We start from the raw sequence: 24,113 nt of genomic DNA, 5'->3' as shown, positions 1-24,113 counted from the left end.
GAAACGCGCTGCACCCCGGCGCCGTCAGCCAGACGGACGAAGCGGCCGCCGATGCCGGCCGCTCCCCTTGCGCGCCGACGCCACCGGCGCATCCCCCGGCGCCCTGACCGGTTCCCCCTCCCGCCGCGGTCGCCGACGGCTCAGGAGGGGACTTCGGCCAGGCCGCGGAAGGCGCGGGCGTGGTCGGCGGCCTGGTCGATGCCCAGGTCCGCGCCCCGGACGTACTCGCCGTAGATGCCCACCATGCTGCCGTCGCTCCAGAAGCAGAGGACGTTCACCGTACCGTCATCGTCACGGATCGAGCCGCAGCGCATCGCGCCGCCGCGCTCGCCGGGGTCGGCGTCCGCGTAGTGGGTCCGCATGTCGTCGTTGGGGAGTTCCTTCCGCAGCAGGACGTCCAGGGCTCCGGCCGGATCGGTGTTGTGCTGCGGCACCGCGCGGATGGAGATCTGCCGGGTCTGGTCGGCGCTGAGGTAGCTGGTGCCCACGGCGGTGGCGGGCAGGTCTCCCTTGGCGACGCCGCTGCGGATGAGCTTCACGAAGGCGGAGTCCGGGACGGACGGAAGGCTGTCGAACTCCTGGGGCGGGCGGTACTGCCAGTCCGCGGCGGTCCGAACGGCGGCCGAGGTGACGGCCGGGGTGGCGACCGGGGCGGCGGCGTTGCCGGTGCAGGAGACGGCCAGTGCGGCCAGCGCCGCCAGGGCGACGGCTCTCGGGAGTCGATCATTCACCGGCACATCCGAGCAGGCCTGGGCCACCCGTCGCAACCGCCGGCTCCGGAGACCACCCCTCGCACAGTTCGCGCAGCGTTCACCTGCCGGGCACCGGGATCTCACCGCCGGCCGTCAGGCTCCAGCAGAGGGCAGAGTTGGCTATACAACTTGCCCCGGAATCCTGCCTAGGAGGAGACCCCATGACCGAGCCGACCGGGCTGCCGCCGTACTGGCTGCGCGACAACTGCCCCTGCGCCGAGTGCCGGGATCCGCGGAACGGGCAGAAGCTGTTCCAGATCGACGACCTGCCGCAGGACCTGGCGATCGCGGCGAGCACCGAGATCGACGGGCGGCTGGAGGTGCTCTGGTCGGACGGCCACCGCTCCCGTTACCCCCTCCCCTGGCTGACCGAGGAGGACGAGGGCGACGGGCGGACGGAGCAGGGCAAGCGGCTCTGGGTGGCGGCGGACTTCGCGCGCGGCATCCCGGAAGCGCGGTGGGAGGCCTACCTGGCCGACCCGGCCGAGCAGGCCGCGGTCCTCGCCGCCGTCCGGCGCAGCGGGTTCGCGGCGCTGCGCGGGGTGCCGGCCGTGGAGCGGCAGGTGCTGCGGGTCGCGGAGAGCTTCGGGTACGTGCGGGTCACCAACTACGGGGAGCTGTTCGACGTCCGGGTCGAGCCGGATCCGAACAACCTCGCCTTCACCAGCGTCGCGATCGCCCCGCACACCGACAACCCCTACCGCGACCCGGTGCCGACCCTGCAGCTGCTGCACTGCCTGGAGAACTCGGCGACCGGCGGGGACTCCGGACTGGTGGACGGGTTCACGGCGGCGGCGCTGCTGCGCGAGGAGTCACCGGCGGACTTCGAGACCCTCGCCCGCACACCCGTGCCGTTCGTCTTCCGCGACCGCCGCACCGAGCTGCGCGCCGACCGTCCGCTGATCGACGTGGACCCGCGGGGCCGGATCCGCGAGGTCCGGTTCAACAACCGCTCGATCGGCACCCTGCGCGGCAGCGCGGCCGAGCGCGACGCCTTCTACACCGCGTACCGCCGCTTCGCCGCGATCACGCTCCGCCCCGAGCTCCAGCTCACCTTCCGGCTCGGCCCCGGCGACTGCCTGGTCTTCGACAACACCCGCCTCCTGCACGCCCGTACGGCCTTCCGGCAGGACGGCCACCGGCACCTCCAGGGCTGCTACGCCGACCTGGACTCGCTGTCCTCCACCCTGGCCGTGCTGCACCACCGCACCGCCGCCCTGGACGCGATCGCCGGGCTGTTCGCGGGCGAGGGCGCCGGGGAGTACCTCGGCGAGGAGGTCACCGTGGCCGAGCACATGCTGCAGGCCGCCGCTGCCGCCGAGGCCGCCGGAGCGCCGGACCACCTGGTCGCCGCCGCCCTGCTGCACGACGTGGGCCACTTCCAGGGCGCCCTGCACGGACGGGACCTGATGCAGGGCCGGGACAACCGGCACAGCGACTCCGGCGCGGACTGGCTGGCCCGCTGGTTCGGCCCGGAGGTCACCGAGCCGGTGCGGCTGCACGTGGCGGCCAAGCGCTACCTGTGCGCGGTCGAGCCCGGGTACCGGGAGCAGCTCTCCGCGGCCTCCGAGTACACGCTGACCGTCCAGGGCGGTCCGATGTCCGAACGGCAGGCCGAGGCGTTCGCCGAACTCCCGGGCGCGGCCGACGCGGTGGCCGTCCGGCGCTGGGACGAGCAGGCCAAGGTGGGCGGCGCGCCGACCCCCGGCTTCGACCACTACCGCCCGCTGCTCGCCGCCCTCATGCGGTAGCGCGGCGGCATGCCGCCGGCCCGCGCGGGGGCACCCCTCACTCCATCTCCCGCGCGTGCCGGGAGAGCGCCGAGGTGGCGAGGGAGTTGTGCACGCTGAACGCCACCGTCCCCGGCAGGTAGCGGTCCTGGGACCACTCCACCGGTGTGCCGGTCGGGTCGGTGGTGCGGCGCCGTTCGCGCAGCAGCGGGCCGCCGCGGCGGCAGCCGAGCAGCCGGGCGTCCTCGGCGTTGGCGGCGACGATGTCGATGGTGTGGTCGGCGTCGGTGAACAGGATGCCGTGCTCACGGAGCACTTCGGTGTGCGAGACGACGTCCGGCGGCAGTTCGGCGACGATCTCGCCGACCCGCGGCGGGTAGACGGTGCGCTCGACCATGACCGGCGTGCCGGACAGCGTGCGCAGCCGGACCGTCACGTACACCTCGGCGCCCGGCTCCAGGCGCAGTTGCTCGCGTTCGGCGGCGTCGGCGGGGCGGCGCACCAGCGAGTCCAGGATGCCGCCGGGCTCCTCGCCCATCGAGTACGCCCAGTGCGTGAAGCTGAGCAGTTCGGAGAAGCTCTGGACCCGGGCGCCGCCGAGCACCACCCGGCGGGTTCCGCGGCGGGAGGTGACCAGTCCGTCGGAGCGCAGCACGGCGAGGGCCTGGCGGACGGTGCCGCGGGAGACCCCGTACTGCTCGGCCAGCGAGCCCTCGGCGGGCAGCCGCCCGGCCTCGCCGTACGCACCGGTGGTGATGGCCTCGCGCAGATCGGCGGCGACCTTCCGGTACAGCGCTCCGGAGGCACGCTCCCCGGTCGCGGCGGGGCGCTCTCCGGCCGCCGGGCCCTCGGCCTCGGGCCGCTGGGGCTCAGTTGCCACGTCAGTCAATGTCCCTCCTGGGGCGGTGTCCTGCGCAGCGGTACGGGCGCGGACAGCCCGACCCTATCCCGCTGCGCCTTCGAAGCATCGCACCGAACGGATCACGCTCCGATGGCCGGATTCCACCGTTCCCGCAGCCGACCCCGGCTCTGGGCCGTCCGTTCACCTTCCCGTCACCGGACTCCGGCGTACTTACCCCCGTCAGCGAAGTTGGCTAGTCAACTCGGACGGCTCCGAACAGCCCGCGGGCCCGGACGGCTCCGGACCGCCACTCGCCAGATCCCCCGATCGAGACGTCCACTCGCAGTTCCCCCTTCTCAGGAGACTGACCCGTGTCCGTGCACCGCGCCCGTACCGCCGCCTTCGCGGCCGTCCTGACCGCCGCCGCGCTCTCCCTCACCGCTTGCGGCTCCGCCGGCTCCTCCGCGAAGTCCGGCGACGCCGCGGGCGGCAAGAACGCCAAGACCGCCACCTCGGTCGCCGACTTCGGCGGCATGGACGGCCTGGTCGCCGCCGCCAAGAAGGAGGGCAAGCTGCACGTCATCACGCTGCCGCGCGACTGGGCGAACTACGGCAAGCTGATGGACGACTTCAAGGCCAAGTACGGCATCGAGATCGAGGACGAGAACCCGGACGGTTCCAGCCAGGACGAGATCAACGCCGTCACCTCCCGCAAGGGCCAGGACCGCGCCCCCGACGTCGTCGACCTCGGCTCGGCGTTCGCGATCAGCGCCGCCAAGCAGGGCCTGCTGGCCCCGTACAAGGTGACCGACTTCGACAAGATCCCGGACACCATGAAGGACCCGGCGGGCCTGCGCTACAACGACTACGGCGGCTACATGTCGATCGGCTGCGACGCCAAGAAGGTGTCCGCCTGCCCGAAGACCTTCGCCGACCTGCTGAAGCCCGACTACAAGGGCATGGTCGCCCTGAACGGCAACCCGACCAAGGCCGGTGCCGCCTTCGGCGCCGTCTACGCGGCCGCGCTCTCCAACGGCGGCTCGCTGGACAACATCCAGCCCGGCATCGACTTCTTCGGCAAGGTCAAGCAGGCGGGCAACTTCAACCCGGTCGAGGTCACCCCGGCGACCATCGAGAAGGGCGAGACCCCGATCTCGATCGACTGGTCGTACCTGAACGCCGGCTACGCCGAGAAGTTCAAGGACAAGGGCATCGACTGGCAGGTGGCCATCCCCGCGGACGGCTCCTACGCCCAGTACTACAACCAGGCCATCAACAAGGACGCCCCGCACCCGGCCGCCGCGCGCCTGTGGGAGGAGTACCTCTACAGCGCCCAGGGCCAGAACGGCTTCCTCGGCGGCTACGCCACCCCGGCCCTGTTCGACGCCATGAAGGCCGCCGGCACCCTGGACGCGGCCGCCGCGGCCAAGCTCCCGACGGTCGAGAAGCCCTTCACCACCTTCCCGACCCAGGACCAGACGGACGCGGCCAAGAAGACCGTGACCGAGAACTGGGCCAAGGCGATCGCGGGCTGACCTGAGATGACCACGGCTCCCACCCCGGTGCCGGCCTCCGCCTCCGCCGCCCAGAGCGGCGGGGGCGCGCCCGGCCCCGCCTCCCCCACCCCGGCCTCGGCCCGCACGGCCAAGGCCCCCCGTCCCGGCAGGCGCCGGGCCGGCGGCGGCCGGGCCTGGCTCGCCGCCCTCCCGCTGCTGCTGTTCTTCGTGATCGGCTTCGGCCTGCCGGCCGTCGCGATCGCCGTCGGCGCGTTCACCACCTCCTCGGACGCCCCGGACGGCGGTGGCACCTTCACCACCGACAACCTCACCGGCTCCCTCCAGGGCGCCTACTGGACGGCCCTGTGGGGCAGCGTGAAGCTCTCGCTGCTGACCGCGCTGATCGCCACCGTGGTCGGCCTGCCGCTGGCCCAGGCCGTGGCGACCTCCCGGTTCCGGGTGTTCCGGGAGGCGGTGATGTCGGCCTCCGGCGTGCTGGCCAACTTCGGCGGCGTGCCGCTGGCCTTCATGTTCGTCGCCACCCTCGGCAACTCCGGCGAGGTCACCGAGAAGCTCGGCCTGACCGCGCACGGCTGGAGCCTGTACACCTTCTCCGGCCTCTCGGTGGTCTACCTCTACTTCCTGGTCCCGCTGATGGTCATCACCATCACCCCGGCCCTGGAGGGCCTGCGCGTCCAGTGGCGCGAGGCGGCCTCCAACAACGGCGCCACCTCGCTGCAGTACTGGCGGCACGTCGCGCTGCCGGTGCTGCTGCCCTCGCTGCTCGGCGGCTTCGTGCTGCTGTTCGGCGCCTCCTTCGCCGCGTACGCCACCGCCGAGGCCATGGTGGGCAGTTCGGTGCCGCTGATCTCGATGCAGATCGGCGACGCGCTGTCCGGCAACGTCCTGGTCGGCCAGGGCAACCTCGCCCTCGCCCTCGGCCTCGACATGATCGTGGTCGCCTGCCTGGTGATGGCCGTGTACCTGCCCCTTCAGCGCCGGAGTGCCAAGTGGCTCGCCTGATCAATCGCATCCGTTTCGGCCGCGGCCTGGTCCTGCTGCTCTGCGGCGTCTACTTCGCCGTGCCGATGGCCGCCTCGCTGTGGTTCAGCGTCGACGACAACAAGGGCGGCACCACCTTCCGCGCCTACACCGAGCTGCTGAACGCCCCCGGCTTCACCGACAGCCTGGTGCTCAGCCTCGAACTGGCCGGCGTCACCGTCGCGGTGCTGCTGCTCCTGCTCGTCCCGGCGATGCTCGCCGCCCGGCTCGGGGCGCCCAGGCTGCGCCCGGTGATCGAGGTGATGTGCTCGATGCCGCTGGTCGTCCCGGTGGTCGCGCTCACCACCGGCATCATCGGCGTGCTGCGCTGGGGCCCGGACTACCTCCAGGACACCCCGCTGTTCCAGACCATCGTGGCGATCCAGGACCCGGCCTTCCCGATCGTCCTGGTCATCGCGTACGTGCTGATGGCGCTGCCCTTCGCCTACCGGGCGATCGACGCCGGCCTGCGCGGCGTGGACGTCGCCACCCTGGTCGAGGCCGCCCGCAACTGCGGCGCCGGCTGGCTGCGCGCGGTGTTCACCGTCGTCCTGCCGAACCTGCGCAGCGCGCTGCTGAACGCGGCCGTGCTCACCGTCGCCCTGGTGCTCGGCGAGTTCACCACCGCCTCCATCCTCGGCTTCGCCCCCTTCTCGGTGTGGATCAACTCCAACGGCAAGAGCGACGGCCAGATGTCCGTCGCGGTCTCCATGCTCAGCCTGTTGATCGTCTGGCTCGTCCTGCTGCTGATGTCCGCCGCCGGCCGCGGCCGCAAGGCCGCCCGGTCCTGAACCACACCCCCGCCGCTTCCAGGAGTCACCTGCCATGACCACGGTCCCCGCCCCCGTCACGGGAGTCGCGCTCGCCCCCGGCAGCGCCACCGTCGAGTTCCGCTCGCTGCGCCGCTCGTTCGGCGCCACCACCGCCCTCGACGGCCTGGACCTCACCGTCCACCCCGGCGAACTGCTCGCCCTGCTCGGCCCGTCCGGCTGCGGCAAGACCACCGCGCTGCGCATCCTGGCCGGCTTCGAGCAGCACGACTCCGGCGAGGTCCTGGTCGACGGCCGGGACATCACCGCGATCCCGGCGCACAAGCGCGACGCGGGCATGGTGTTCCAGTCGTACAGCCTCTTCCCGCACCTGACGGCGCTGGACAACGTCGCCTTCGGACTGCGGATGCGCGGCACCGGCAAGGCCGACCGCCGCAAGCGCGCCCAGGAGCTGCTGGAGCTGGTCGGCCTGCCGCACCGCGCCGAGCACTACCCGCACCAGATGTCCGGCGGCCAGCAGCAGCGCATCGCGCTCGCCCGCGCGCTGGCCCTGCAGCCGCGCGTGCTGCTGCTGGACGAGCCGCTGTCCGCGCTGGACGCCAAGGTCCGCCTGCAGCTGCGCGAGGAGATCCGGCGCCTGCAGCAGGAGCTGGGCATCACCACCCTGTTCGTCACCCACGACCAGGAGGAGGCGCTGTCCATGGCCGACCGGGTCGCGGTGCTGCGCGCGGGCAGGCTGGAGCAGTGCGCCACCCCGTCCGAGCTGTACGGCCGGCCGGCCACCGCGTTCGTCGCCGAGTTCGTCGGCACCATGAGCCGCATCCCGTGCACCCGCACCTCGGAGGGCGTCGAGGTGCTCGGCCGCCGCCACGCGGTGGACGGCGAGGTCCCGGCCGACGGCGAGCTGCAGGTGCTGGTCCGCCCGGAGGACGTCACCCTCACGCCCGCCGAGGACGGCCCCGCGCTGGTGGTCAACGCGTCCTTCCTGGGCGCCGTCACCCGGCTCACCGTCCGTCTCGACGACGGCACCGAGGTCAAGGCTGACCTGCCCACCGAGGCCACCGCGGCCCTGCCGGCCGGTTCACGCGCCGAGCTCACGCTGCCGCGGCGACCGGTCCTGGTGGACCGCCGCCCGGCGGCCTGAGAGCCTCGTACCTCCCCGCACGTCCCGATGAAGCACCGAAGGTACCGCCATGCCTGAATCCGTCCTGCCCGAATCCGCCCTCCCCGGCGCCCTGCCGGACACCTCGCCGGGCACCCTGCCCGAATCCGCCCTGCCCGCCGCCGTCCTCTTCGACATGGACGGCACCCTGGTCGACACCGAGCAGCTGTGGTGGCGGACCGCCGTCGAGATCGCCGAGGAGCTCGGCCACCCGCTCACCGAGCGGGACGCCCCCGAGGTGCTCGGCCAGGCCGTCGAGCACACCGCCGCCCACCTGCACCGGGTCAGCGGCACCGCCCTCGGCGAGGCCGAGCTCGCCGTCCGGCTGGGCGGGTCCTTCGCCGCCAAGGTCGCCGCCGAGACGGTGCCGCGCCCCGGCGCGCTCGCCCTGCTGGCCTCGCTGCGGGACTCCCGGGTGCCCACCGCGCTGGTCTCCGCCTCCCCGCGCGAGGTGGTGGACCTGGTGCTGGCCGCCATCGGACGGGACTGGTTCGCCGTCACCCTGGCCGCCGAGGACACCGAGCGCACCAAGCCCGCCCCGGACCCGTACCTCGCCGCCGCCGAGCGGCTGGGCCTGGACCCGGCGGTCTGCCTCGCCGTCGAGGACACCCCGACCGGGGTGGCCTCCGCCACCGCGGCCGGCTGCGCCGTGCTCGCCGTGCCGTCCACTCCGACGCCGATGCCGGAGGGCGACCGGATCACGCTGCTCGCCAGCCTGGAGCAGGCCGACCTCGCGCTGCTCGGGAAGCTCGCCGCCACCCCGGCGGTTTGACACCGACATGCCCTACGTCCTGCTCACCCTCGCCATCCTGAGCGAGGTCTGTGCCACCAGCTGCCTCAAACTCACCGAGGGGTTCACCCGCCTCTGGCCGAGCCTCGGGGTCGGCATCGGCTACGCGCTGTCCTTCTTCCTGCTCGGCAAGGCGCTCAAGCACATCCCGGTCTCGGTCGCCTACGCGGTCTGGTCCGGGGCCGGCACGGCGGCGGTCGCCGGGATCGGCGTGGTCGCCTTCGGCGAGTCGCTCGGGCGGCTGCAGTGGCTGGGGCTCGCGCTGGTCATCGTCGGGGTGGTCGTGCTCAACCTCAAGGGCAGCCACTGACCCACGATCCCTGACGGTACGTCAATTCACGGAACAGCTGGTCAACTCACCTACCGGAGCGGGAAGTCGGACGGGCCGACTTCCCGCTCCGGGGCGTTCGCTACGGTGTCCCCATGACGGACGCCCGGCCCCACCACTACCGCTTCGCCCACCGCGAGCTCGCCCGCCAGGTCCTGGAGTTCGGCCCGCGGGTGGCCACCCCGACCCCGGACGGCGGCAGCCTGCTGCCCGTCGTCACCCAGATCTGGGACGACCTCGGCCGGACCCTCCCGCCGGAGGAGCGCCTGCCCGACCACGGCCTCGACTGCCGCCACCTGTCGGTCGACGGCCACCGCATGCTGCTGGTCACCCTGCCCACCCCGGTCGGCGCCACCGAGGCCCACTTCGTCGCCGCCGTCCAGCCCCAGGGCGGCAAGGGCGTGCGCTACGTGACCCTGGAACACGCGTTCAGCCCCTTCGACGGCAGCCCCGGCACCGTCCTCGGCGAGTGGACCGCCGAGAGCCACCTCAACCACGGGCCCGGACCCTCCCCCGTCGCCGAGCTCTTCGTCGCGTCGGTCGTCCGGCTCGTCACTCCGAAGAAGCGCGGCTTCTGGCGCCGTTGACGCCCGGCGGTGACACCCCTCCGGTGCCGCCCGGCCGGTGACATCCCTCCGGTGACATCCCTCCGGTGCCGTCCGGCCGGTGCCACCGGGCCCTCGGCGCCGTGGCGTTGCCGCCGCCACACCCGTCCGAGCGCGGGCCGTCGGCGCCAGGACCGCTGTCAAGACGGCGTCGACGGCCCGTCAAGATCTCGCGTGGAACGGCCCCGCCGTGACGGAACGGATCGCCCCCGCCCGTACCGGGGTTATGCTCGCCCGGTCCGACAGATCAGCGCATCGGGGGGCAAAAGTGGCCGACTTCACGGTCAGCACCGAATTCCTCGCCAAGTTGGCCCAGGACCTCAAAGGCTGCGGCGACGAACTCGACCAGGGGCTCAAGGCCTTGCAGGAGGCGAGCCGCACCGGAACGGGCTTCGACTTCCTGGACGACGCCTGCGAGCACTTCCACGGCAAGTGGGAGTACGGCCTGAAGAAGGTCCGCGAGTGCGTCAAGGTCCTCGACGACGGCCTGAGCAAGGTGCAGCAGAGCTATGACGGCACCGAGCAGAGCATCACCAAGGCCCTCACCCCCGCGGGTGGGCAGTCGTGACCACCCCCGCCCCGCCGGACTGGTCCGGCCTCGGCTTCAACCCCACCCCCGGCGACCCCGGCGCCGTCTCCGGCCTCAGCGGGAGCCTGCGCCGGGTGGGCCAGCACCTGACCGACGTCCACACCACGCTCGCCCAGATCTCCGCCAACCAGGGCCAGTGGACCGGCGACGCGGCCAAGGCCTTCGCCGGCCAGTTCGGCAAGCTCCCCGGCTACCTGCAGGACGCCGCCGACTCCATCACCGCCGCGTACCAGGCCCTGGACGTCTGGTACCGGGCGCTGACCGAACACCAGCCCAAGGCCGCCGCGTTGGCGCGCGCCGCGGTCACCGCCAAGCAGAACAAGGAGAAGGCCGAGCAGGCCCACACGGCCGCGGCCGCCGCCCCCGACCTCGCACTGGCCGGCCGGACCTTCCCGGACGACGCCTCCCTCGCCGCCGCCGAGCAGCGCTACACCAAGGCGAAGACCCACCTGGACGCGGCCGCCGCGCTGGTCGACAGCGCCACCACCGAACTCACCGGCCTGCGGAGCCAGGCCCACGAGCTCGCCGAGACCCACAAGTCGGACGCCCACAAGACCGCCGACGCCGTCCGCAAGGCCGCCGACAGCAAGGCCCCGCCGGAGCCCGGCTGGCTCAGCAAGGTCGGCAACTGGCTGAAGAACCACGGCGCGGACATGCTGACGGTGGCGGCCGGCGTCTGCGGCGTCGCGGCGATCTTCTTCCCCGCCCTCGCCCTGCCCGCCATCCTGCTGAGCGCCGCCGCCGCGGGCGCGCACGCCGGCCAGTACGCCGCCAAGGGCCAGCTGTGGCCGCCGCAGAAGAACATCGGCAACTGGCTGGCGCTGGGCGGCGACGTCCTCGGCGCGATCCCCGGCGTGGGGGTCGCCGCCAAGGGCGTGACCGCCGCCCGGGAGGCGGCCGCCGCCGGCAAGGGCGTGCGCGCCACGGTCACCGCCGGGACGACGGAGGTCCGCTCGGCCGCCCGCGCCGTCGACCCGGCCAACCCGCTCTTCACCACGGCGATCGAGAAGCCGGCCGTCAAGCTCGGGCTCTCCAAGGCCGCCGCGATGAACGTCTCCGACGGCGTCCAGGCCGTCACCACCGCCGGGCTCAACGCGCCGACCGCGTATGCCCTCACCCAGGACAGCCCGAGCGACGGCCTGACCAGCGCGGTCAACTACACCACCGGCGCCAACAACCTGTTCGGCTCGGGCGGCCTCGCCGCGGGCGGCGGCAAGGCCAACGCCGTCGCCGGCACCGTGTCCACCGTCGGCAACCTGCTCGGCGTCGGCGGATGGGCGGCCGGCTATGGCCGTTGAGGCCACCGGGGCTCCCGCCGGAGCCCCGGCCGAGGAGCCGCTCCCGCCGCTCTGGCTCACCCTCCCCGAGGGCTTCACCGCCCTCGACCTGGACGAGGACCTCGGCGACCGGATGGCCCGCGCGGCCGAGGACCTCGACGCGCTCTACCCCGACACCCTCCCCGAGCAGAAGCTCAGCGCCGTGATCGCCGCCGAGACCGCCCTGCAGGCGCAGCTGCGCGACGGCGTCGTCCACGTCTCCAGCTGCCTGGTCCGCGCCTCGGACGGCGAACCCGTCCACGGGATGTTCACCGTCTTCGTCCGGCCGCAGGAGCTCGGCGTGCCGGGTGGCTACCCCGCCCGGACCGCCGAGGAGCTGGCCGAGGCCTGGCCGGACGCCGACGTCGGCGTGGTCGAGCTCCCCGCCGGCCGCGCCGCCCTCGCCGCCCGCGACCTGGCCGTCCCGGTGCCCGGCGCGGTGTGGGGCGTGCCCGAGTCCACGGTCGGCAGGGTGCGCCAGCTCGAACTGCTGCTCCCGCACCCGTGGAGCCCCCACGTGGTCGCCGCCGTCTTCACCACCGAGGACCTCGACCACTGGGACGAGTGGCTCCCGCTGCTCGCCACCGCCCTCCGCGGCATCTCCTTCCACCCGCCGCGCGACGCGTCCTCGGACACCCTGCCGCCCGAGCAGTGGGACAAGGTCCGGAAGGCCTTCGGGTGACGGCGCCCTTCGGCCGGGCCGCCGCCCTCGCCGCCGTCCTGACCTGCCTGTTCGCCACGATCGTCCTCGCCGACGCCTACGTCGGGACCGCCCTCGTCGTCGCCCTGGTGCTCCTGTACCTCGTGGTGGCGGGGGTGGGGCTGGCCAAGCTCCGCGGGCCCGGCAGCGACCCGGGCTACAAGGACACCGGCGGCGGCCTGGCCCTGGTGGCCCTGGCCGTCGTCATGGCCACCGCCGCCGGCGGCGACGCCTGGCAGAACCTGGTGCTGTCCGCCGGGCGCGAGGTCAACGCCGTGGTGGTGTCCGAGAAGGCCGACAGGTCGTCCCGCGGCTCGACGACCTGGAGCTACACCCTCACCTCGGCGGACGGCGCCACCGTGCCCGGCGGGCCGCTGACCCAGGGCTCCGAGCGCTTCAGACCCGGCGACAGCGTCACCGTCCGGACGGACCCGGACGGCCGGGTCGCTCCCAAACTCCCGGGTGAGGCAGCGTCGTCGGCCTCGCTGTGGTCCGTCATCGGGCTCAACGCCGCCATCGCCGCCCTCCTCCTCTGCGTCGCCCACTCCGGCAACCGCCCCCGCGGAACCCGGGGATGACCGCCGACCACCCCCGAGGCCGGGTCAAGGGTCCTCTTGCGGACCATGACCCGGGGCGAGTACTGCGAGAACACCTGGGTCGATTCGAGACGGACGAGGACCCGCACGCCTATCCGGAGAGGATCCACGCGTACCTCTTCCTCGACGCCGCGGAACTCCCGCTCCCGCCCGACTGACTCCGCCGCGCGGCGGGCGTCGGCATGACGCCCCTCACGCACGGGGACCGGGCGGGGCGTTCGCCTACTCCCGCACCACCCGCGCCCGCAGGTAGTTGCGCCGGCCGAAGTTCGGCTCGTCCACCGCCGTCAGCTCCTCCACCTGGAACCGGTACAGCGCCGCCGCCCCGCCCCCGGTGAGGAACTGCCGCCGGACGTCCTCGTCCTGCGCGAAGGTCGGGTACCTGCCCTGGTAGGCGGCCAGCGCCGCCTCCGCCTGCCGCCCCCAGGCCTCGCTCGCGCTGCCGGTCAGCTGCAGGCCGCGCAGCTGCTCGCCGAAGGCCGGCGGCGGCAGGAAGACGGTGGCGGCGGCCCGGGCCTCCTCGGCGAGGTGGTGGCTGTGTCTGGTGGAGCGCTCGCTCACGAAGGACAGCACCAGGTCGTCGTCGTACGCGAAGAAGGCCAGGTTGGCGTGCGGTCCGTGTTCGTGGCCGGCGGTGGCGAGGGTGAGCACCATGGCCTCCGCGAGCAGGCCCTCGACGCCCTTGTGCAGCAGGTCGCCCGGCCAGTCCCCCTGCGTGATGTCGAGTCTGTACGGCATTCGGCACTCCCTCCGCTGGCACGCCCGGCGCCTTCGCGCCCCGAGCACGACTGAGCCGGGCGGGCGCCCCCTGCGGAGGCCCCACGCCCGGCTCACATGCTCTACCCGCCGCCGCGGACGGACAAGGGTGGCGGAACGGGTGGGATCGGCGGACCGGCCGGGGCCCGCCGCCCCTCAGTGCCCGCCGGGCCTCAGTGCCGCTGCGCCTCGTACGCCGAGTACCCGCGGCTGACCACCGGCAGCGCCCCCGGCCCGAGCAGCGGCCGCAGCGCGCCGGCCCGCATCCGGTCCACCAGCGGCCCGCAGCGCGCGGCGACCGGCGCCAGCACCACCGCGACCAGCAGGCCGACCAGGGCGCCCACCGCCACGTCGTGCGGGTAGTGCACACCGACCCAGACCCGGGAGGCCGCCATCAGCACCGCGAACAGGCCGGCCACCCAGCCGAGCCGCCGGTTGACGAACCAGAGCGAGGCCGCCGCCGCGAGGGCGATCACCGAGTGGTTGCTCGGGAAGGACCAGTCCCCGGTGCCCGGACAGGCTTCCAGCGAGAGGCTGCCGGGGATCTGCGCGCAGGGCCGGATCTCCTCGACCATCCCCTTGAACACCGAGTTGACGGCGTACGCGACGACCACGATCACCGGCGAGGCCAGCACCTTCGCCATCACCGCGGAGTCCTCGCCGCGCGCCCGCCACCACGCCCAGAGCATGAAGAGCGCGAACAGTCCCAGGCCGAACGCCGACCAGGCCTTGATCAGCTCGTCCAGCCAGTGCGGGGCCGACTGCGCCCACCCGTTGACCCGGGTGTAGAGGCTGCCGTCGATGCCGCTGCCGTCGTAGACGGCCAGGGCCCGTGAGGACATCACGCGTCACCTCCGTGACGTGGCGCCTTACGGGCGCGGAACGGTTCGAGAACATCGGGGAACACGGAGACAACTTCTACCAGACCGGTGGTGGGCGGCCGATATCGGTCGATGCCGGGTGTCGAGGCCCGGACCCGCTGCCCGGCCCCGCACTCGGGGAGCCGCGCGGGGCGATCGGCCGGAACGCCGGGGAACTGGAGCAAGGCTGGCGGACCTCCCGTACGTTGGGGGGGCGGTTCACGGCAGGAGCCGACCCGACCGTCTACAGTCTCGTAGACGGTCTACAGGACTGTAGACGAAACTTGGAGGAACCGCCGCCATGTCCGACGCACCGCCCGCCCGCCGGCCCGCCGGGGAGCTGGAGGCCGAGGTGCTGGCCGCCCTCTGGTCGGCCCGGCAGCCGATGACGCCGCAGGACGTCCAGGCGGCGCTCGGCGGGGACCTCGCCCGCACCACGATCGCGACGATCCTGGCCCGGCTGCACGACAAGGGGACGGTCGAGCGCACCCGGGCCGGCCGCGCGTACGCCTACACCCCGACCGTCCAGGACCCCGCCGGCCTGGCCGCCCGCCGAATGCACACCGAGCTGGGCCGCGAGGCCGACCGCTCGACCGTGCTGGCCCGCTTCGTCTCCGACCTCTCCGCCGAGGACGAGCAACTGCTGCGCGACCTGCTCGGCGAGGCCCCCGGCAGCCCCGACGCCCCCACCCCTCCCGGCACCGGAGCCGAGGGCGACGACGGCCGCTCGGGGGCGTCCGGCCGATGATGATCGCCGTCTGGGCCCCGCTGCTGCTGCCGTTCCTGGCCGCCCCGCTGGCCCGCCGCCTCGCCGAGGCGCTGTCGCCGCGGGCCGCCGCCTGGATGCTGGCCGGCAGCACCGCCGTCCTGGCCGGCGGCACGCTCTGCTCGCTCGGACTGCTGGCCGCCGCCGGGCTGCTCCAGCTGCCGCCGGTCGCCGCGTACGGCCACCTCTCGCTGCCGTGGCTCACCGCGGCCGCGCCGGACGCCCCGCTCGCCGCCGCCGCGGCCGCCCTGGCGCTCCTCGCGCTCACCGCGCTGGCGGTGCGCACCGCCCGACGCCGACGACTGGAACTGCGCACCGCCCGGGCCGCCGTCCCGCCCGACGGCCGGCCTCCGGACACGCGCCCCCGGCGCGCCACCGTGCGCCCGGAGCGCACCCCGGGGCACCGCACCGCCCCGCACCGGCCCACCGGAACCGCGCCCACCACGACCGCGCCCACCACGCCCACCACAGCCGCGTCCGCCGCAACGACGCCCACCGGAACCGCCCCGAACCGGCTCGCGGGATCCGGGTCCGCCGCCCTCCTGCGGCCCGTCCGGTCCGCGCTCACCGCCCTGCTCCGCCCCGCCGAGCCCCCGCTCACCGTCCTGGACGACGAGCGCGCCGACGCCTTCGCCCTGCCCGGCCGCCTGCGCCGCCCCGGCCGGCCGGGCGAGCCCGGCCGGATCGTGGTCACCTCCGGCATGCTGCGCGCCCTCAGTGGCCCCGAACGCTCCGCCCTGCTCGCCCACGAGCGCGCCCACCTGGCCGCCCGCCACCACGTCTTCCTGGCGCTGGCCGAGCACGCCGCCGGCATCCACCCGGCGCTCCGCCCGCTGCGCGCGCCCCTCGGGTACCACCTGGAGCGCTGGGCCGACGAGGTGGCGGCGGCCCGGGTCGGCGACCGCACCGTGACCGCCCGGGCGGTCGGCCGGGCCGCCCTCGCCGCGAGCCGCTCCCCCTGGCCGGACCGGCCCCGACTGGTCCCCGCCGCCCACTCCGGGCCGGTCCCGCGCCGGGTCGCCGCCCTGCTCCAGCCCCGCCCGGCCGCCACCCCCGGGACCCGGCTGCGGGCCGTCGCCCTGGCCCTGGTCGCCTGCCTGGCGCTGAGCACCGGCGCCACCCTGGAGGCCACCGCGGACCTGCACCACACCGTCGAGGCGGCCCAGCAGGGCGTGGGCGCACCGCACTAGCACCGCCTTGGCACCGCGCCGTCCGCGCCGTCCGCGCCCGGCGACGCCGTTGCGTACCGTCCGGTATGCCGAGTTGGCAGACCCCGTCCCCACGGGCGCGGCTCACCCGTACGCTTTCGTCAGCGCGTCGACCCCGGCGCGACCTCGAACGGCGGCGAGGAGCGGACCGAGTGCGGCAGACCGGACGGCAGTCCCGACGACCCGAGCGCCGCACCCCGCCGACCGCGGCGGAGCTGGCCAAGGTCCACGAGCGCACCCTCGCCGAGGCCGCCGCCCGGGAGCTGACCGGCCCCGCTGTCCCCGAGGAGGGCGGCGCCCCCGGCCTGCTCCAACCCCGCCCCGAGATCGGCGATTCCTGGGCCCGGCTGCGCCGGCTCGGCCTCGACCCCGACGCCGGCGCCGCCGCCGCCCTGCTGGGCCCGGCCGAAATCGAACAGCGCCGCCGCTCCAGTGGACTTGACACAGTCATGCCAATACTCCGCCAGACCCTGCTGGAGCCCACCGACGCCGCCCCGCTGATCCTCGCCATCGCCGACGCCGAGGGCCACGTGCTCTGGCAGGAGGGTGAACGCGGCCTGCGCCGAAGCGCCGACCGGATCGGCTTCATCACCGGCGCCCGCTGGGTCGAGGAGAACGTCGGCACCAACGGCATCGCCGTCGCGCTGCGCGCCCGGCGCCCGATGCACGTCCACTCCGCCGAGCACTACCTGCGCAGCCACCACTCCTGGACCTGCGTGGCCGCCCCCGTGCACGACCCCGGCACCGGACAACTGGTCGGCGCCGTCAACCTCAGCGGCCCCGCCCACACCGTCCGCCCGTACCTGCTCCAGCTCACCGCCACCGCCGCCCGGCTCGCCGAGACCGAGCTGCGCGCCCACCGGCTGGAGGCGCTGCACCACCTGCGCACCCTGGCCGCCCCGCTGCTCGCCCGGGTCGGCGGCCCGGCCCTGGTGGTGGACTCGGCGGGCTGGACCGCCGCCGCGGCCGGGCTGCCGCCGCCCAACCGGCTGCGGGTGCCCAGCGAGGGCTGGGCCCCGGCCGCCGTGCACTGGGTCCCCGGCCTGGGCGAGTGCGCCCTGGAACCGCTCGCCGACGGCTGGCTGGTCCGCCCGGTCCGCCCGCCCGAGGACGGCTCCGGCCCGGTGGACGCCGAACAGACCCAGGGCGCCCGGCTCCGGCTCGACCTGCGCCGGGCGGACCGCCCCGAGCTCTCCGTCCGCGGCGCGGCCGGCAGCTGGTCCCACCCGCTCAGCCCCCGCCACGCCGAACTGCTGCTCCTGCTCGCCACCGGACGCGAGGGCAGCACCGCCGCCCAGCTCGCCGAGGCGCTGTTCGGCGACGCGGGCCGGACGGTGACGGTCCGCGCCGAACTGTCCCGGCTGCGCCGCTACCTGGGCGGGCTGCTGGCCCACCGGCCGTACCGGATCGCCGAGTCGGTGCTGGTCACCGTGGACGGGCCGGACGATCCGTACGACCTGCTGCCGGCCTCCTCGGCCCCGGCCGTCCGACGGCTGCGGGCCGCGCTGGCGGCCGGGGCGGTGCGCCTGCCCGGCCCGCCCCCCGTGCCGCCGCCGCGCGCGCCCGGGGACACCCCGCTCCGCCGCTGAGGCCGCCGGCCCGGGGCGTCGACGGACCCGCCGGACCCGTCGCACCCGCCCCCTCCGCCGAACCCGGGCCGGTCAGCCGGCGAGCAGCGCGGCCAGGTCGGCGTCGGTGGGGCCGCAGTCGCGCTCCTGCTCCTCCGAGACCAGGGCGTACGTCCGGTCCAGCCAGGCCCGCACCCGGGGCTTGGAGACCTCCAACAGGGCGCTGCCGTGCGGGGATTCGAGCGCCAGGTGCAAGGTCGAGCCGTGGCACGGGCAGTAGGCCGGCCACAGCTTGACGTCGCCCTGACCGCTCAACGTGCCCAGGCCGTCGCGCAGCAGCTCGCGCGAGAACACCCAGTCGGCCTCGTCCGGACGCCCCACGTGGAACGTCAGCAGCACCTCGTAGGGGCGGGCGGCGTCGAAGCGGAACCGGGTGCGCACCTCGCCGACCACCTCCTCGCCCAGCGAGATCCGCAGCACCAGCACCTCCTCCACCGCCGCCGGAGCGGCGGTGGAGCCGTCCCCATCGCCGCCCGTGGGGGTGGCGGCGAGGGGTGCACTGGAGGCTGCGGACAGCGGGTCGGGCGGCATGACGGTCTCTCCGGGACGGCGGGGGATGCACTCAGCCTGCGCCCACCCGGGCCGGGTGGGCAAGGGTTGCAAGGGGGTTGCAACCGCCCCCGTCCGGGACGCGCCACCCCTCGACTCCGCTATCAGACGATCCGTCAATTCCGTTGTCTCGAACGGATGTCCACGAAATGGATGGAACCCGTCCACGGTACGACCGCCCGCTGGTACGCTCTCCCCCTCCCCGGCGCGGGCCCGCGGCGGACCGGCCCGCGGCGACCGGAGCCGGGCCCGGCGCGGACGCGTGGGAGAATACGGCGACGCGACGGCGGCTTCGGGGAGGGAGGGGTCCGGTGGCTGTGCGCGAGGACACCGCGCGGGACGTACGGCACGAGCCCGAACGGCACGGCCGGCACGGTCGGCCGCGCCCGTTCGGCGGCCGGTTCCGAATGCCCACCCTCCGCGTCTCCGGCGCCGCGATGGCGATGTCCACCGTCGTCGGCATCAGCATCGCCACCACCCTGCTGCTCAACGAGCAGCAGGGGATCGGCCGTCGGGCCGGCGTGGCCCGGGTCGGCGACACCCCGCCGCCCACCCCGGGCGCCACCGACCGCACCGAGGCGGTCTCCGCGCAGAGCCCGTCCGCCACCCCGGACCCGGGCGGACCGTCCGCCGCCCGCCGCCCCGCGCGCCCCTCGGGCCACCCCTCCGGCGCCGCGCCGGTCGCGGCCACCCCGCCGGCCGGCGGCCGGACCGCCACCGGGCAGGACGCGCAGTCCTCCGGCACCCGGCTCGCGGGCGCCGAGCCCGGCGTACCGGCCCCGGCCGGCCCCTCGCCCAGCGCGCCGACCCCGCCGGACGGTCGGCCCGACGGACAGCCCGACGGTCAGCCCGGCACCGGCCAGTCCCCGCACTCCCCCGGCCTCAAGCCGCCCACCTGCCCCGTGCCGCCGCCCACCGCGACCTCCCCGGGCGGCGACACCGGCGACACCGGCGCCCCCACGGGACACCCCGGCCCGGTCGGGCCCGCCCCCACGGCACCCGGCCCCACCGCACCCGATCCCACCGCACCCGACCCCACCGCACCGGACCCGGCCACCGACCACGCGCTGACCGGCGTCCCGCTGGTCGCCCCGCTGGGCCGCGACGGCCTGCGGCACGAGCTCGCCCTCACCGTGACCGAGCCGGTGACGGCGCTGCAGACCGAATTCCGGCTCGTCCCGGGCGAGTCGGCGGCCACCCCCGGCAGCGCCTGGACCGATCTGCCCGGCGCCCTGGTCACGGTCCTGCAGGAGCGCGGCACCCTGGTCTACCGCTTCACCACGCCGCCCGGAACCGACGTCCGGCCCGGCCACTACACCTTCGGCGTGCGCGGCGCCCGCCCGGCCGCCGCCGACCCGTCCGCGGCCCGCAAGGCGGCTCCGGCCGAGAGCTGGAGCGCCTCCGCCTTCGCCCTCCGCCACCCGCGCGCGGTCGCCACGCTCGGCGCCTTCGGCCCCGTCCCGCCACTGCTGCCCGCCGCACCGCCGCCACTGGTGCCCCGGGGCCCCGGCGTCCCGACCGCCCCGCCCGCCGCTCCACCGGCCACCCCGCCCCGCTGACCTCCGGGCCGACCGTCCGGGCCGACCGCTCCGACGGGGCCCGCGCGACCGGGCCCGCGCGACCGGGCCATCCGGACCGGCCGGGCGACCGGCGCCGCCGCCCTTCCGTACGGCCCGCTGTGACAAGGTTCCAATCGTCCGACGATCCGACAGCTGACCTGCTCGGACGGGCGCATCCCCGCACCCTCGTTCGTTACTGTGGGCAGCACCCGGCCGGGCGCACCCCACGGCCGCTGACCGGGGCCGTCGTTCCGCACCCGAGGAGGAGTCCGTGTCCACCGTCCTGACCCAAGGCGGCAACGCACCGCTGACCGCCGCGCGAGTGACCGTCGAGGTCACCGCGCCCAAGGCGCTGGACGTCTCCGGCCTGTTGCTGACCGACGCCGGAAAGGTCCGCTCGGACGACGACTTCGTCTTCTTCAACGCCCCGAACGGCCCGGGCGTCAGCCACCGCCCGGCGGCCGCCGGAGCCCCCGACGCGATCACCGTCGACACCCGGGCCGTCCCGGCCGGCATCACCAAGATCGTGGTCACCGCCAGCCCCGCCGACCAGGTCTCCACCTTCGCCGGGACGGAGCCCACCGCCACCGTCCGCGACGCCGACACCGGCGAGGTCCTGGTCACCTTCACCCCGCCCCGGCTGGGCCTGGAGACCGCGCTCATCGTGGTCGAGGTCTACCTGCGCAACGGCGCCTGGAAGGTGCGCGCGGTCGGCCAGGGCTACGCCAACGGGCTCGCGGGCATCGCCACCGACTTCGGCGTCAGCGTCGACGACGGCCCGGCACCGGCCGCCCAGGCCGCCCCGGCCCCCGCCCCGAGCGCCCCGTCGGCGCCGCCCGCGCCCCCGGCCCCGGCCGCCACCCCGGCCGACCCGACCCTCCAGCTCCCCACCCCGCCCGCGAACCCGTTCGACACCCCGCCCCCTCCGCCGGCCGCCCCGGTCGACCCGCGGATCGCCCTCGCCACCGGCTCCCACCCGCTGCCCCCGGTCCCGCCCGCGCCGCCCGCCGCGCCCCCGGCCCCGGCCGCACCCGCGAAGGTCACCCTGGACAAGGGCAAGGTCAGCCTGGTCAAGGGCAGCTCCGTCTCCCTGGTCAAGAACGGCCGCCCCTTCCTCTCCTCCGTCACGATGGCCCTCGGCTGGGAGCCCGCCGCCCGCGGCCGCAGCGTCGACCTGGATGCCTCCTGCCTCGCCTTCGACGCCCGCCACAAGCGGCTGGAGACGGCCTGGTTCATGAAGCTGAACATCTTCAACGGCGCGATCGCCCACTCCGGCGACAACCTCACCGGCGGCGGCGACGGTGACGACGAGCTGATCACCGTCCACCTGGAGGGCCTGCCGGCCGAGGTCCACGGGCTGGTCTTCGTCGTCAACTCCTTCTCCGGCCAGAAGTTCACGGACGTGAAGAACGCCTACTGCCGACTGCTGGACGCCGGGACGAACGAGGAACTGGTCCGCTTCGACCTCACCCACTCCGAGCCGCGCACCGGCGTGGTGATGTGCAAGCTGGTCCGCCGCCCGGGCGGCGAGTGGGAGATGACGGCGCTCGGCGAGTACGTCGACGGCAAGACCGCCCGGGCGATGATCGAGCCCGCCGCCGCACTGCTGTAGGGCCCGTCTTCCAACCCCCCGCCCGCGTCACGCCGACGCCCGCGAATTCACCCCCCTGAGGCATCAAGTCGTCCACGGACCGGCTCGATTGACTCTCAGGGGGGTGAATCGCGCTCTCCCTCGCACTCGCTGAGGAGAGACCGTGCCACGCTTCCTGTCCCGCCTCGCCGTCGCCGGCACCGCCGTCGTCCTCGCCGCCGGGCTGACCACCCCCACCACCGCCCGGGCCGCCGCCAAGCCGGCCGAGCGCACCCCCGCGCTGACCTGGGTGGCCATGGGCGACTCCTTCACCGCCGGCGTCATCGAGGCCACCGGCCCCGAGACCGAGCCCCGCGACGGCTGCGCCCGGACCGTCCGGTCCTACCCCGAGATCATCCGCCGCGACCTCGGCTCCCTGGTCGAGCTGAGCAACGTCAGCTGCAGCGGCGCCACCAGCCTGGACGTCCACGCGAACAAGCAGAGCCCGCTCGGCCGCCCGCTCCCGCCGCTCGGCACCGACCCCGACGCCCCCTACCCGCCCGTCCCGCCGCAGACCGACGCCGTCGACCCGGACACCCGCGTGATCACCGTCGGCGTCGGCGGCAACGACCTCGGCTTCGGCCGGATCCTCAAGGACTGCATCGAGCTCGGCGCCACCCACCTCGGCCAGGGCACCCCGTGCAAGGACAAGTACGCCGCGCAACTGCCCGGCCGGCTCGACCGACTGCGCACCGACTACGGCACCATGCTGCTCGCGCTCCACCGGAGGGCCCCGTCCGCCAAGGTCATCACCGTCGGCTACCCGCACCTGATCCCCGAGGACGCCGGCCGCTGCCAGTACGGCGACCTTCTGCAGTTCGCCACCTTCACCACCGGTGACCTCGCCTGGGCGCGCACCAGCGTCCTGGAACCGCTCAACGCGGTCATCGCGCAGGAGTCCGGGGCCCAGCAGGACACCTTCGTGGACCTCTACCCCGCCTCCGCCGGGCACAGCGCCTGCGACCCCGAGCACTGGGTCGACGGGGTGCTGACCAGCGTCGTCCCGCTCACCTACGCCCTGGTGCACCCGAACGCCCTGGGCCAGGCCTTCGCCGCCGCCCGGATCGAGGACGTCGTCCTCGGCGGCTGAGCGGAAAACCGGTGGTCGTGCCGCCCGTGCCCGGGGCATCCTGACCGGATGATCATCCGCGAAGCCACCCCCGAGGACTGGCCGGCCATCTGGCCGTTCTTCCAGACCATCGTCGCCGCCGGCGAGACCTTCCCCTACCCCCTCGACATGGCCCCCGAGTTGGGCCGGGAGTGGTGGATGAAGACCGCCCCCGACCGCACGGTCGTGGCCGTGGACGACGACGGACGGATCACCGGCACCGCCACCATGAACAGCAACCGCCCGGGCAACGGCTCGCACGTCGCCAGCGCCAGCTACATGGTCGACCCGGCCCACCACGGCAGGGGCACCGGGCGGGCCCTGGTCGAGTACAGCCTCGACTGGGCCCGCCGGGCGGGATTCCGCGCCATGCAGTTCAACGCGGTGGTCGCCAACAACCACCACGCCGTGAAGCTCTACCGGTCGCTCGGCTTCGAGATCGTCGGCACCGTCCCCGAGGCCTTCCACCACCCGGTGGACGGCTACGTCGGCCTGCACGTCATGCACCGGCCGCTGTAGGGCCGCAGGCGGTCACTCCTCGATCGCCCCGCCGACCCGCCGCAGGTGCTGCCGGAAGCTGTACGACGGGTCGGCGGCGCGGCGCTCCAGGAACTCCTCGAACCCGGTCTGCTTCCGCAGCGTGTCCCCGGCGGCGATCCGCCCGGCCTGCGCCCGCTCGGTCCGGGCGATCGCCCCGGCCGCCGCCAGCACCTCCCCGACCCGGTCGGCGGGGACGAACAGCACCCCGTCCGCGTCGGCGAACACCACGTCCTCGGCGGTCACCAGGTGCGGCCCGACCCGCGCGGACAGCACGGCCTCCGGCTCCCGGTCGTCCAGCCGCAGGGGCCCGAGCGGCAGCGCGCCGTAGCTGAACACCGGCAGCCCGATCTCCAGCAGCTCGGGGGTGTCCCGGTGCAGCCCCCACACCACGATCCCGGCCACCCCGGCGGCCCGCGCCTCCAGCACCGCGAGGTCCCCGATGCAGGCCTCGTCCGTCCGCCCGCCGTTGTCGATCACCAGCACGTCCCCGTCCCGGGCGCCCCCGTACGCCTCCAGGAACACGTCCACGCTCCCGTAGTGCCGCACCGGCAGCACCCGCCCCGCCACCCGGCTCCCCGGCACCACCCCGGAAACCCCCGCCGGCGCCACCCGCACCCCCACCCCGACCCGCACGCACGCATCCGCCACCAACGGCGTCGACAGCCCCGCGAACTCCTTCAGCATCCCCAACTCCTCCCACCGAAAGCCCAGTTCACCAGCCCGGAATCCTACGCCCGGCCCCAAACTCACACCATCGAGTGAAACTCCGCCGTGTACTGCAGAACCCTGCCTC

General features: G+C 74.8%; 25 protein-coding genes. 19 read left to right on the top strand and 6 right to left on the bottom strand.

Features of this window, described 5'->3' with window-relative positions; genetic code table 11:
- Nucleotides 1-140: 140 nt before the first annotated feature.
- Nucleotides 141-731 (bottom strand): hypothetical protein, encoded by a 591-nt coding sequence (locus tag ACIRD3_RS21100; protein WP_402218700.1) that lies wholly within the window; start codon nt 729-731, stop codon nt 141-143.
- Nucleotides 732-913: 182 nt separating this feature from the next.
- Between ACIRD3_RS21100 and ACIRD3_RS21095 the strand changes: the two genes are divergently transcribed.
- Complete coding sequence (locus ACIRD3_RS21095) at nt 914-2,503, top strand: phosphonate degradation HD-domain oxygenase (protein WP_402218698.1); 1,590 nt, start codon at nt 914-916, stop codon at nt 2,501-2,503.
- Between the two features lie 37 nt (nt 2,504-2,540).
- On the opposite strand, the gene ACIRD3_RS21090 is transcribed toward ACIRD3_RS21095, so the two are convergent.
- Complete coding sequence (locus tag ACIRD3_RS21090; protein ID WP_402218862.1) at nt 2,541-3,275, bottom strand: GntR family transcriptional regulator; 735 nt, start codon at nt 3,273-3,275, stop codon at nt 2,541-2,543.
- Between the two features lie 419 nt (nt 3,276-3,694).
- Here ACIRD3_RS21090 and ACIRD3_RS21085 point away from each other — a divergent pair, with 419 nt between their 5' ends.
- From ACIRD3_RS21085 to ACIRD3_RS21035, 11 genes are all read left to right on the top strand, one after another.
- On the top strand, nt 3,695-4,858 hold the full coding sequence (locus ACIRD3_RS21085) for an ABC transporter substrate-binding protein (protein ID WP_402218696.1): 1,164 nt from the start codon (nt 3,695-3,697) through the stop codon (nt 4,856-4,858).
- A 6-nt stretch (nt 4,859-4,864) separates the two neighbouring features.
- A complete protein-coding gene (locus ACIRD3_RS21080) occupies nt 4,865-5,842 on the top strand; it encodes an ABC transporter permease (RefSeq protein ID WP_402218693.1) in 978 nt (325 codons plus the stop codon).
- Complete coding sequence (locus ACIRD3_RS21075) at nt 5,842-6,651, top strand: ABC transporter permease (protein ID WP_402218860.1); 810 nt, start codon at nt 5,842-5,844, stop codon at nt 6,649-6,651. The genes ACIRD3_RS21080 and ACIRD3_RS21075 overlap by 1 nt, the downstream gene beginning before the upstream one ends.
- Before the next feature lie 34 nt (nt 6,652-6,685).
- Nucleotides 6,686-7,774, top strand: coding sequence for an ABC transporter ATP-binding protein (locus ACIRD3_RS21070; protein ID WP_402218691.1), 1,089 nt, complete (start codon nt 6,686-6,688; stop codon nt 7,772-7,774).
- Nucleotides 7,775-7,823: 49 nt separating this feature from the next.
- Nucleotides 7,824-8,564 (top strand): HAD family hydrolase, encoded by a 741-nt coding sequence (locus ACIRD3_RS21065; RefSeq protein ID WP_402218688.1) that lies wholly within the window; start codon nt 7,824-7,826, stop codon nt 8,562-8,564.
- A gap of 7 nt (nt 8,565-8,571) precedes the next feature.
- A complete protein-coding gene (locus ACIRD3_RS21060) occupies nt 8,572-8,892 on the top strand; it encodes a DMT family transporter (RefSeq protein ID WP_402218686.1) in 321 nt (106 codons plus the stop codon).
- Between the two features lie 113 nt (nt 8,893-9,005).
- The gene (locus tag ACIRD3_RS21055; RefSeq protein WP_402218683.1) at nt 9,006-9,497 is read left to right on the top strand and encodes a hypothetical protein; all 492 of its coding nucleotides are present in this window, start codon (nt 9,006-9,008) and stop codon (nt 9,495-9,497) included.
- A 286-nt stretch (nt 9,498-9,783) separates the two neighbouring features.
- Nucleotides 9,784-10,083, top strand: a complete 300-nt coding sequence (locus ACIRD3_RS21050; protein ID WP_402218681.1) for a hypothetical protein — start codon at nt 9,784-9,786, stop codon at nt 10,081-10,083.
- Nucleotides 10,080-11,402, top strand: coding sequence for a putative T7SS-secreted protein (locus ACIRD3_RS21045; protein ID WP_402218679.1), 1,323 nt, complete (start codon nt 10,080-10,082; stop codon nt 11,400-11,402). Before ACIRD3_RS21050 ends, ACIRD3_RS21045 begins: the two co-directional genes overlap by 4 nt.
- Nucleotides 11,392-12,102, top strand: a complete 711-nt coding sequence (locus ACIRD3_RS21040; protein ID WP_402218676.1) for a hypothetical protein — start codon at nt 11,392-11,394, stop codon at nt 12,100-12,102. The genes ACIRD3_RS21045 and ACIRD3_RS21040 overlap by 11 nt, the downstream gene beginning before the upstream one ends.
- Complete coding sequence (locus ACIRD3_RS21035; RefSeq protein ID WP_402218674.1) at nt 12,099-12,698, top strand: hypothetical protein; 600 nt, start codon at nt 12,099-12,101, stop codon at nt 12,696-12,698. The genes ACIRD3_RS21040 and ACIRD3_RS21035 overlap by 4 nt, the downstream gene beginning before the upstream one ends.
- A gap of 240 nt (nt 12,699-12,938) precedes the next feature.
- On the opposite strand, the gene ACIRD3_RS21030 is transcribed toward ACIRD3_RS21035, so the two are convergent.
- Nucleotides 12,939-13,454 (bottom strand): pyridoxamine 5'-phosphate oxidase family protein, encoded by a 516-nt coding sequence (locus ACIRD3_RS21030; RefSeq protein ID WP_402218671.1) that lies wholly within the window; start codon nt 13,452-13,454, stop codon nt 12,939-12,941.
- 191 nt (nt 13,455-13,645) lie between these two features.
- Complete coding sequence (locus tag ACIRD3_RS21025) at nt 13,646-14,314, bottom strand: phosphatase PAP2 family protein (RefSeq protein ID WP_402218668.1); 669 nt, start codon at nt 14,312-14,314, stop codon at nt 13,646-13,648.
- A 319-nt stretch (nt 14,315-14,633) separates the two neighbouring features.
- Here ACIRD3_RS21025 and ACIRD3_RS21020 point away from each other — a divergent pair, with 319 nt between their 5' ends.
- The 3 genes from ACIRD3_RS21020 to ACIRD3_RS21010 all read left to right on the top strand — a co-directional run bounded on the left by ACIRD3_RS21020 (nt 14,634) and on the right by ACIRD3_RS21010 (nt 17,895).
- Entirely contained in the window at nt 14,634-15,080 is a 447-nt protein-coding gene (locus ACIRD3_RS21020; protein ID WP_402218665.1) for a BlaI/MecI/CopY family transcriptional regulator, read from the top strand.
- Complete coding sequence (locus ACIRD3_RS21015) at nt 15,077-16,288, top strand: M56 family metallopeptidase (RefSeq protein ID WP_402218662.1); 1,212 nt, start codon at nt 15,077-15,079, stop codon at nt 16,286-16,288. The genes ACIRD3_RS21020 and ACIRD3_RS21015 overlap by 4 nt, the downstream gene beginning before the upstream one ends.
- A 170-nt stretch (nt 16,289-16,458) precedes the next feature.
- On the top strand, nt 16,459-17,895 hold the full coding sequence (locus tag ACIRD3_RS21010; RefSeq protein WP_402218659.1) for a GAF domain-containing protein: 1,437 nt from the start codon (nt 16,459-16,461) through the stop codon (nt 17,893-17,895).
- A gap of 72 nt (nt 17,896-17,967) precedes the next feature.
- Here the strand turns inward: ACIRD3_RS21010 and ACIRD3_RS21005 are convergent, their stop codons facing one another.
- A complete protein-coding gene (locus tag ACIRD3_RS21005; protein WP_402218656.1) occupies nt 17,968-18,465 on the bottom strand; it encodes an SsgA family sporulation/cell division regulator in 498 nt (165 codons plus the stop codon).
- A gap of 329 nt (nt 18,466-18,794) precedes the next feature.
- Here ACIRD3_RS21005 and ACIRD3_RS21000 point away from each other — a divergent pair, with 329 nt between their 5' ends.
- The 4 genes from ACIRD3_RS21000 (at nt 18,795) to ACIRD3_RS20985 (ending at nt 23,299) form a co-directional block, all read left to right on the top strand.
- Nucleotides 18,795-20,042 carry a hypothetical protein gene (locus ACIRD3_RS21000; protein ID WP_402218654.1) on the top strand — a complete coding sequence of 416 codons (1,248 nt, stop codon included), beginning with the start codon at nt 18,795-18,797 and terminating at the stop codon, nt 20,040-20,042.
- Nucleotides 20,043-20,325: 283 nt separating this feature from the next.
- A complete protein-coding gene (locus tag ACIRD3_RS20995) occupies nt 20,326-21,654 on the top strand; it encodes a TerD family protein (RefSeq protein WP_402218857.1) in 1,329 nt (442 codons plus the stop codon).
- Between the two features lie 142 nt (nt 21,655-21,796).
- Nucleotides 21,797-22,762, top strand: coding sequence for an SGNH/GDSL hydrolase family protein (locus ACIRD3_RS20990; RefSeq protein WP_402218651.1), 966 nt, complete (start codon nt 21,797-21,799; stop codon nt 22,760-22,762).
- A 48-nt stretch (nt 22,763-22,810) separates the two neighbouring features.
- Entirely contained in the window at nt 22,811-23,299 is a 489-nt protein-coding gene (locus tag ACIRD3_RS20985) for a GNAT family N-acetyltransferase (RefSeq protein ID WP_402218649.1), read from the top strand.
- A 12-nt stretch (nt 23,300-23,311) separates the two neighbouring features.
- On the opposite strand, the gene ACIRD3_RS20980 is transcribed toward ACIRD3_RS20985, so the two are convergent.
- Nucleotides 23,312-24,004, bottom strand: a complete 693-nt coding sequence (locus ACIRD3_RS20980; protein ID WP_402218647.1) for an RraA family protein — start codon at nt 24,002-24,004, stop codon at nt 23,312-23,314.
- Nucleotides 24,005-24,113 lie beyond the last annotated feature (109 nt).

Source organism: Kitasatospora sp. NPDC093550 (assembly GCF_044764985.1).
GTDB lineage: Bacteria > Actinomycetota > Actinomycetes > Streptomycetales > Streptomycetaceae > Kitasatospora.
Note: the sequence above shows the minus strand (reverse complement) of the source record. Positions and strands in the feature narration are given on the sequence as shown.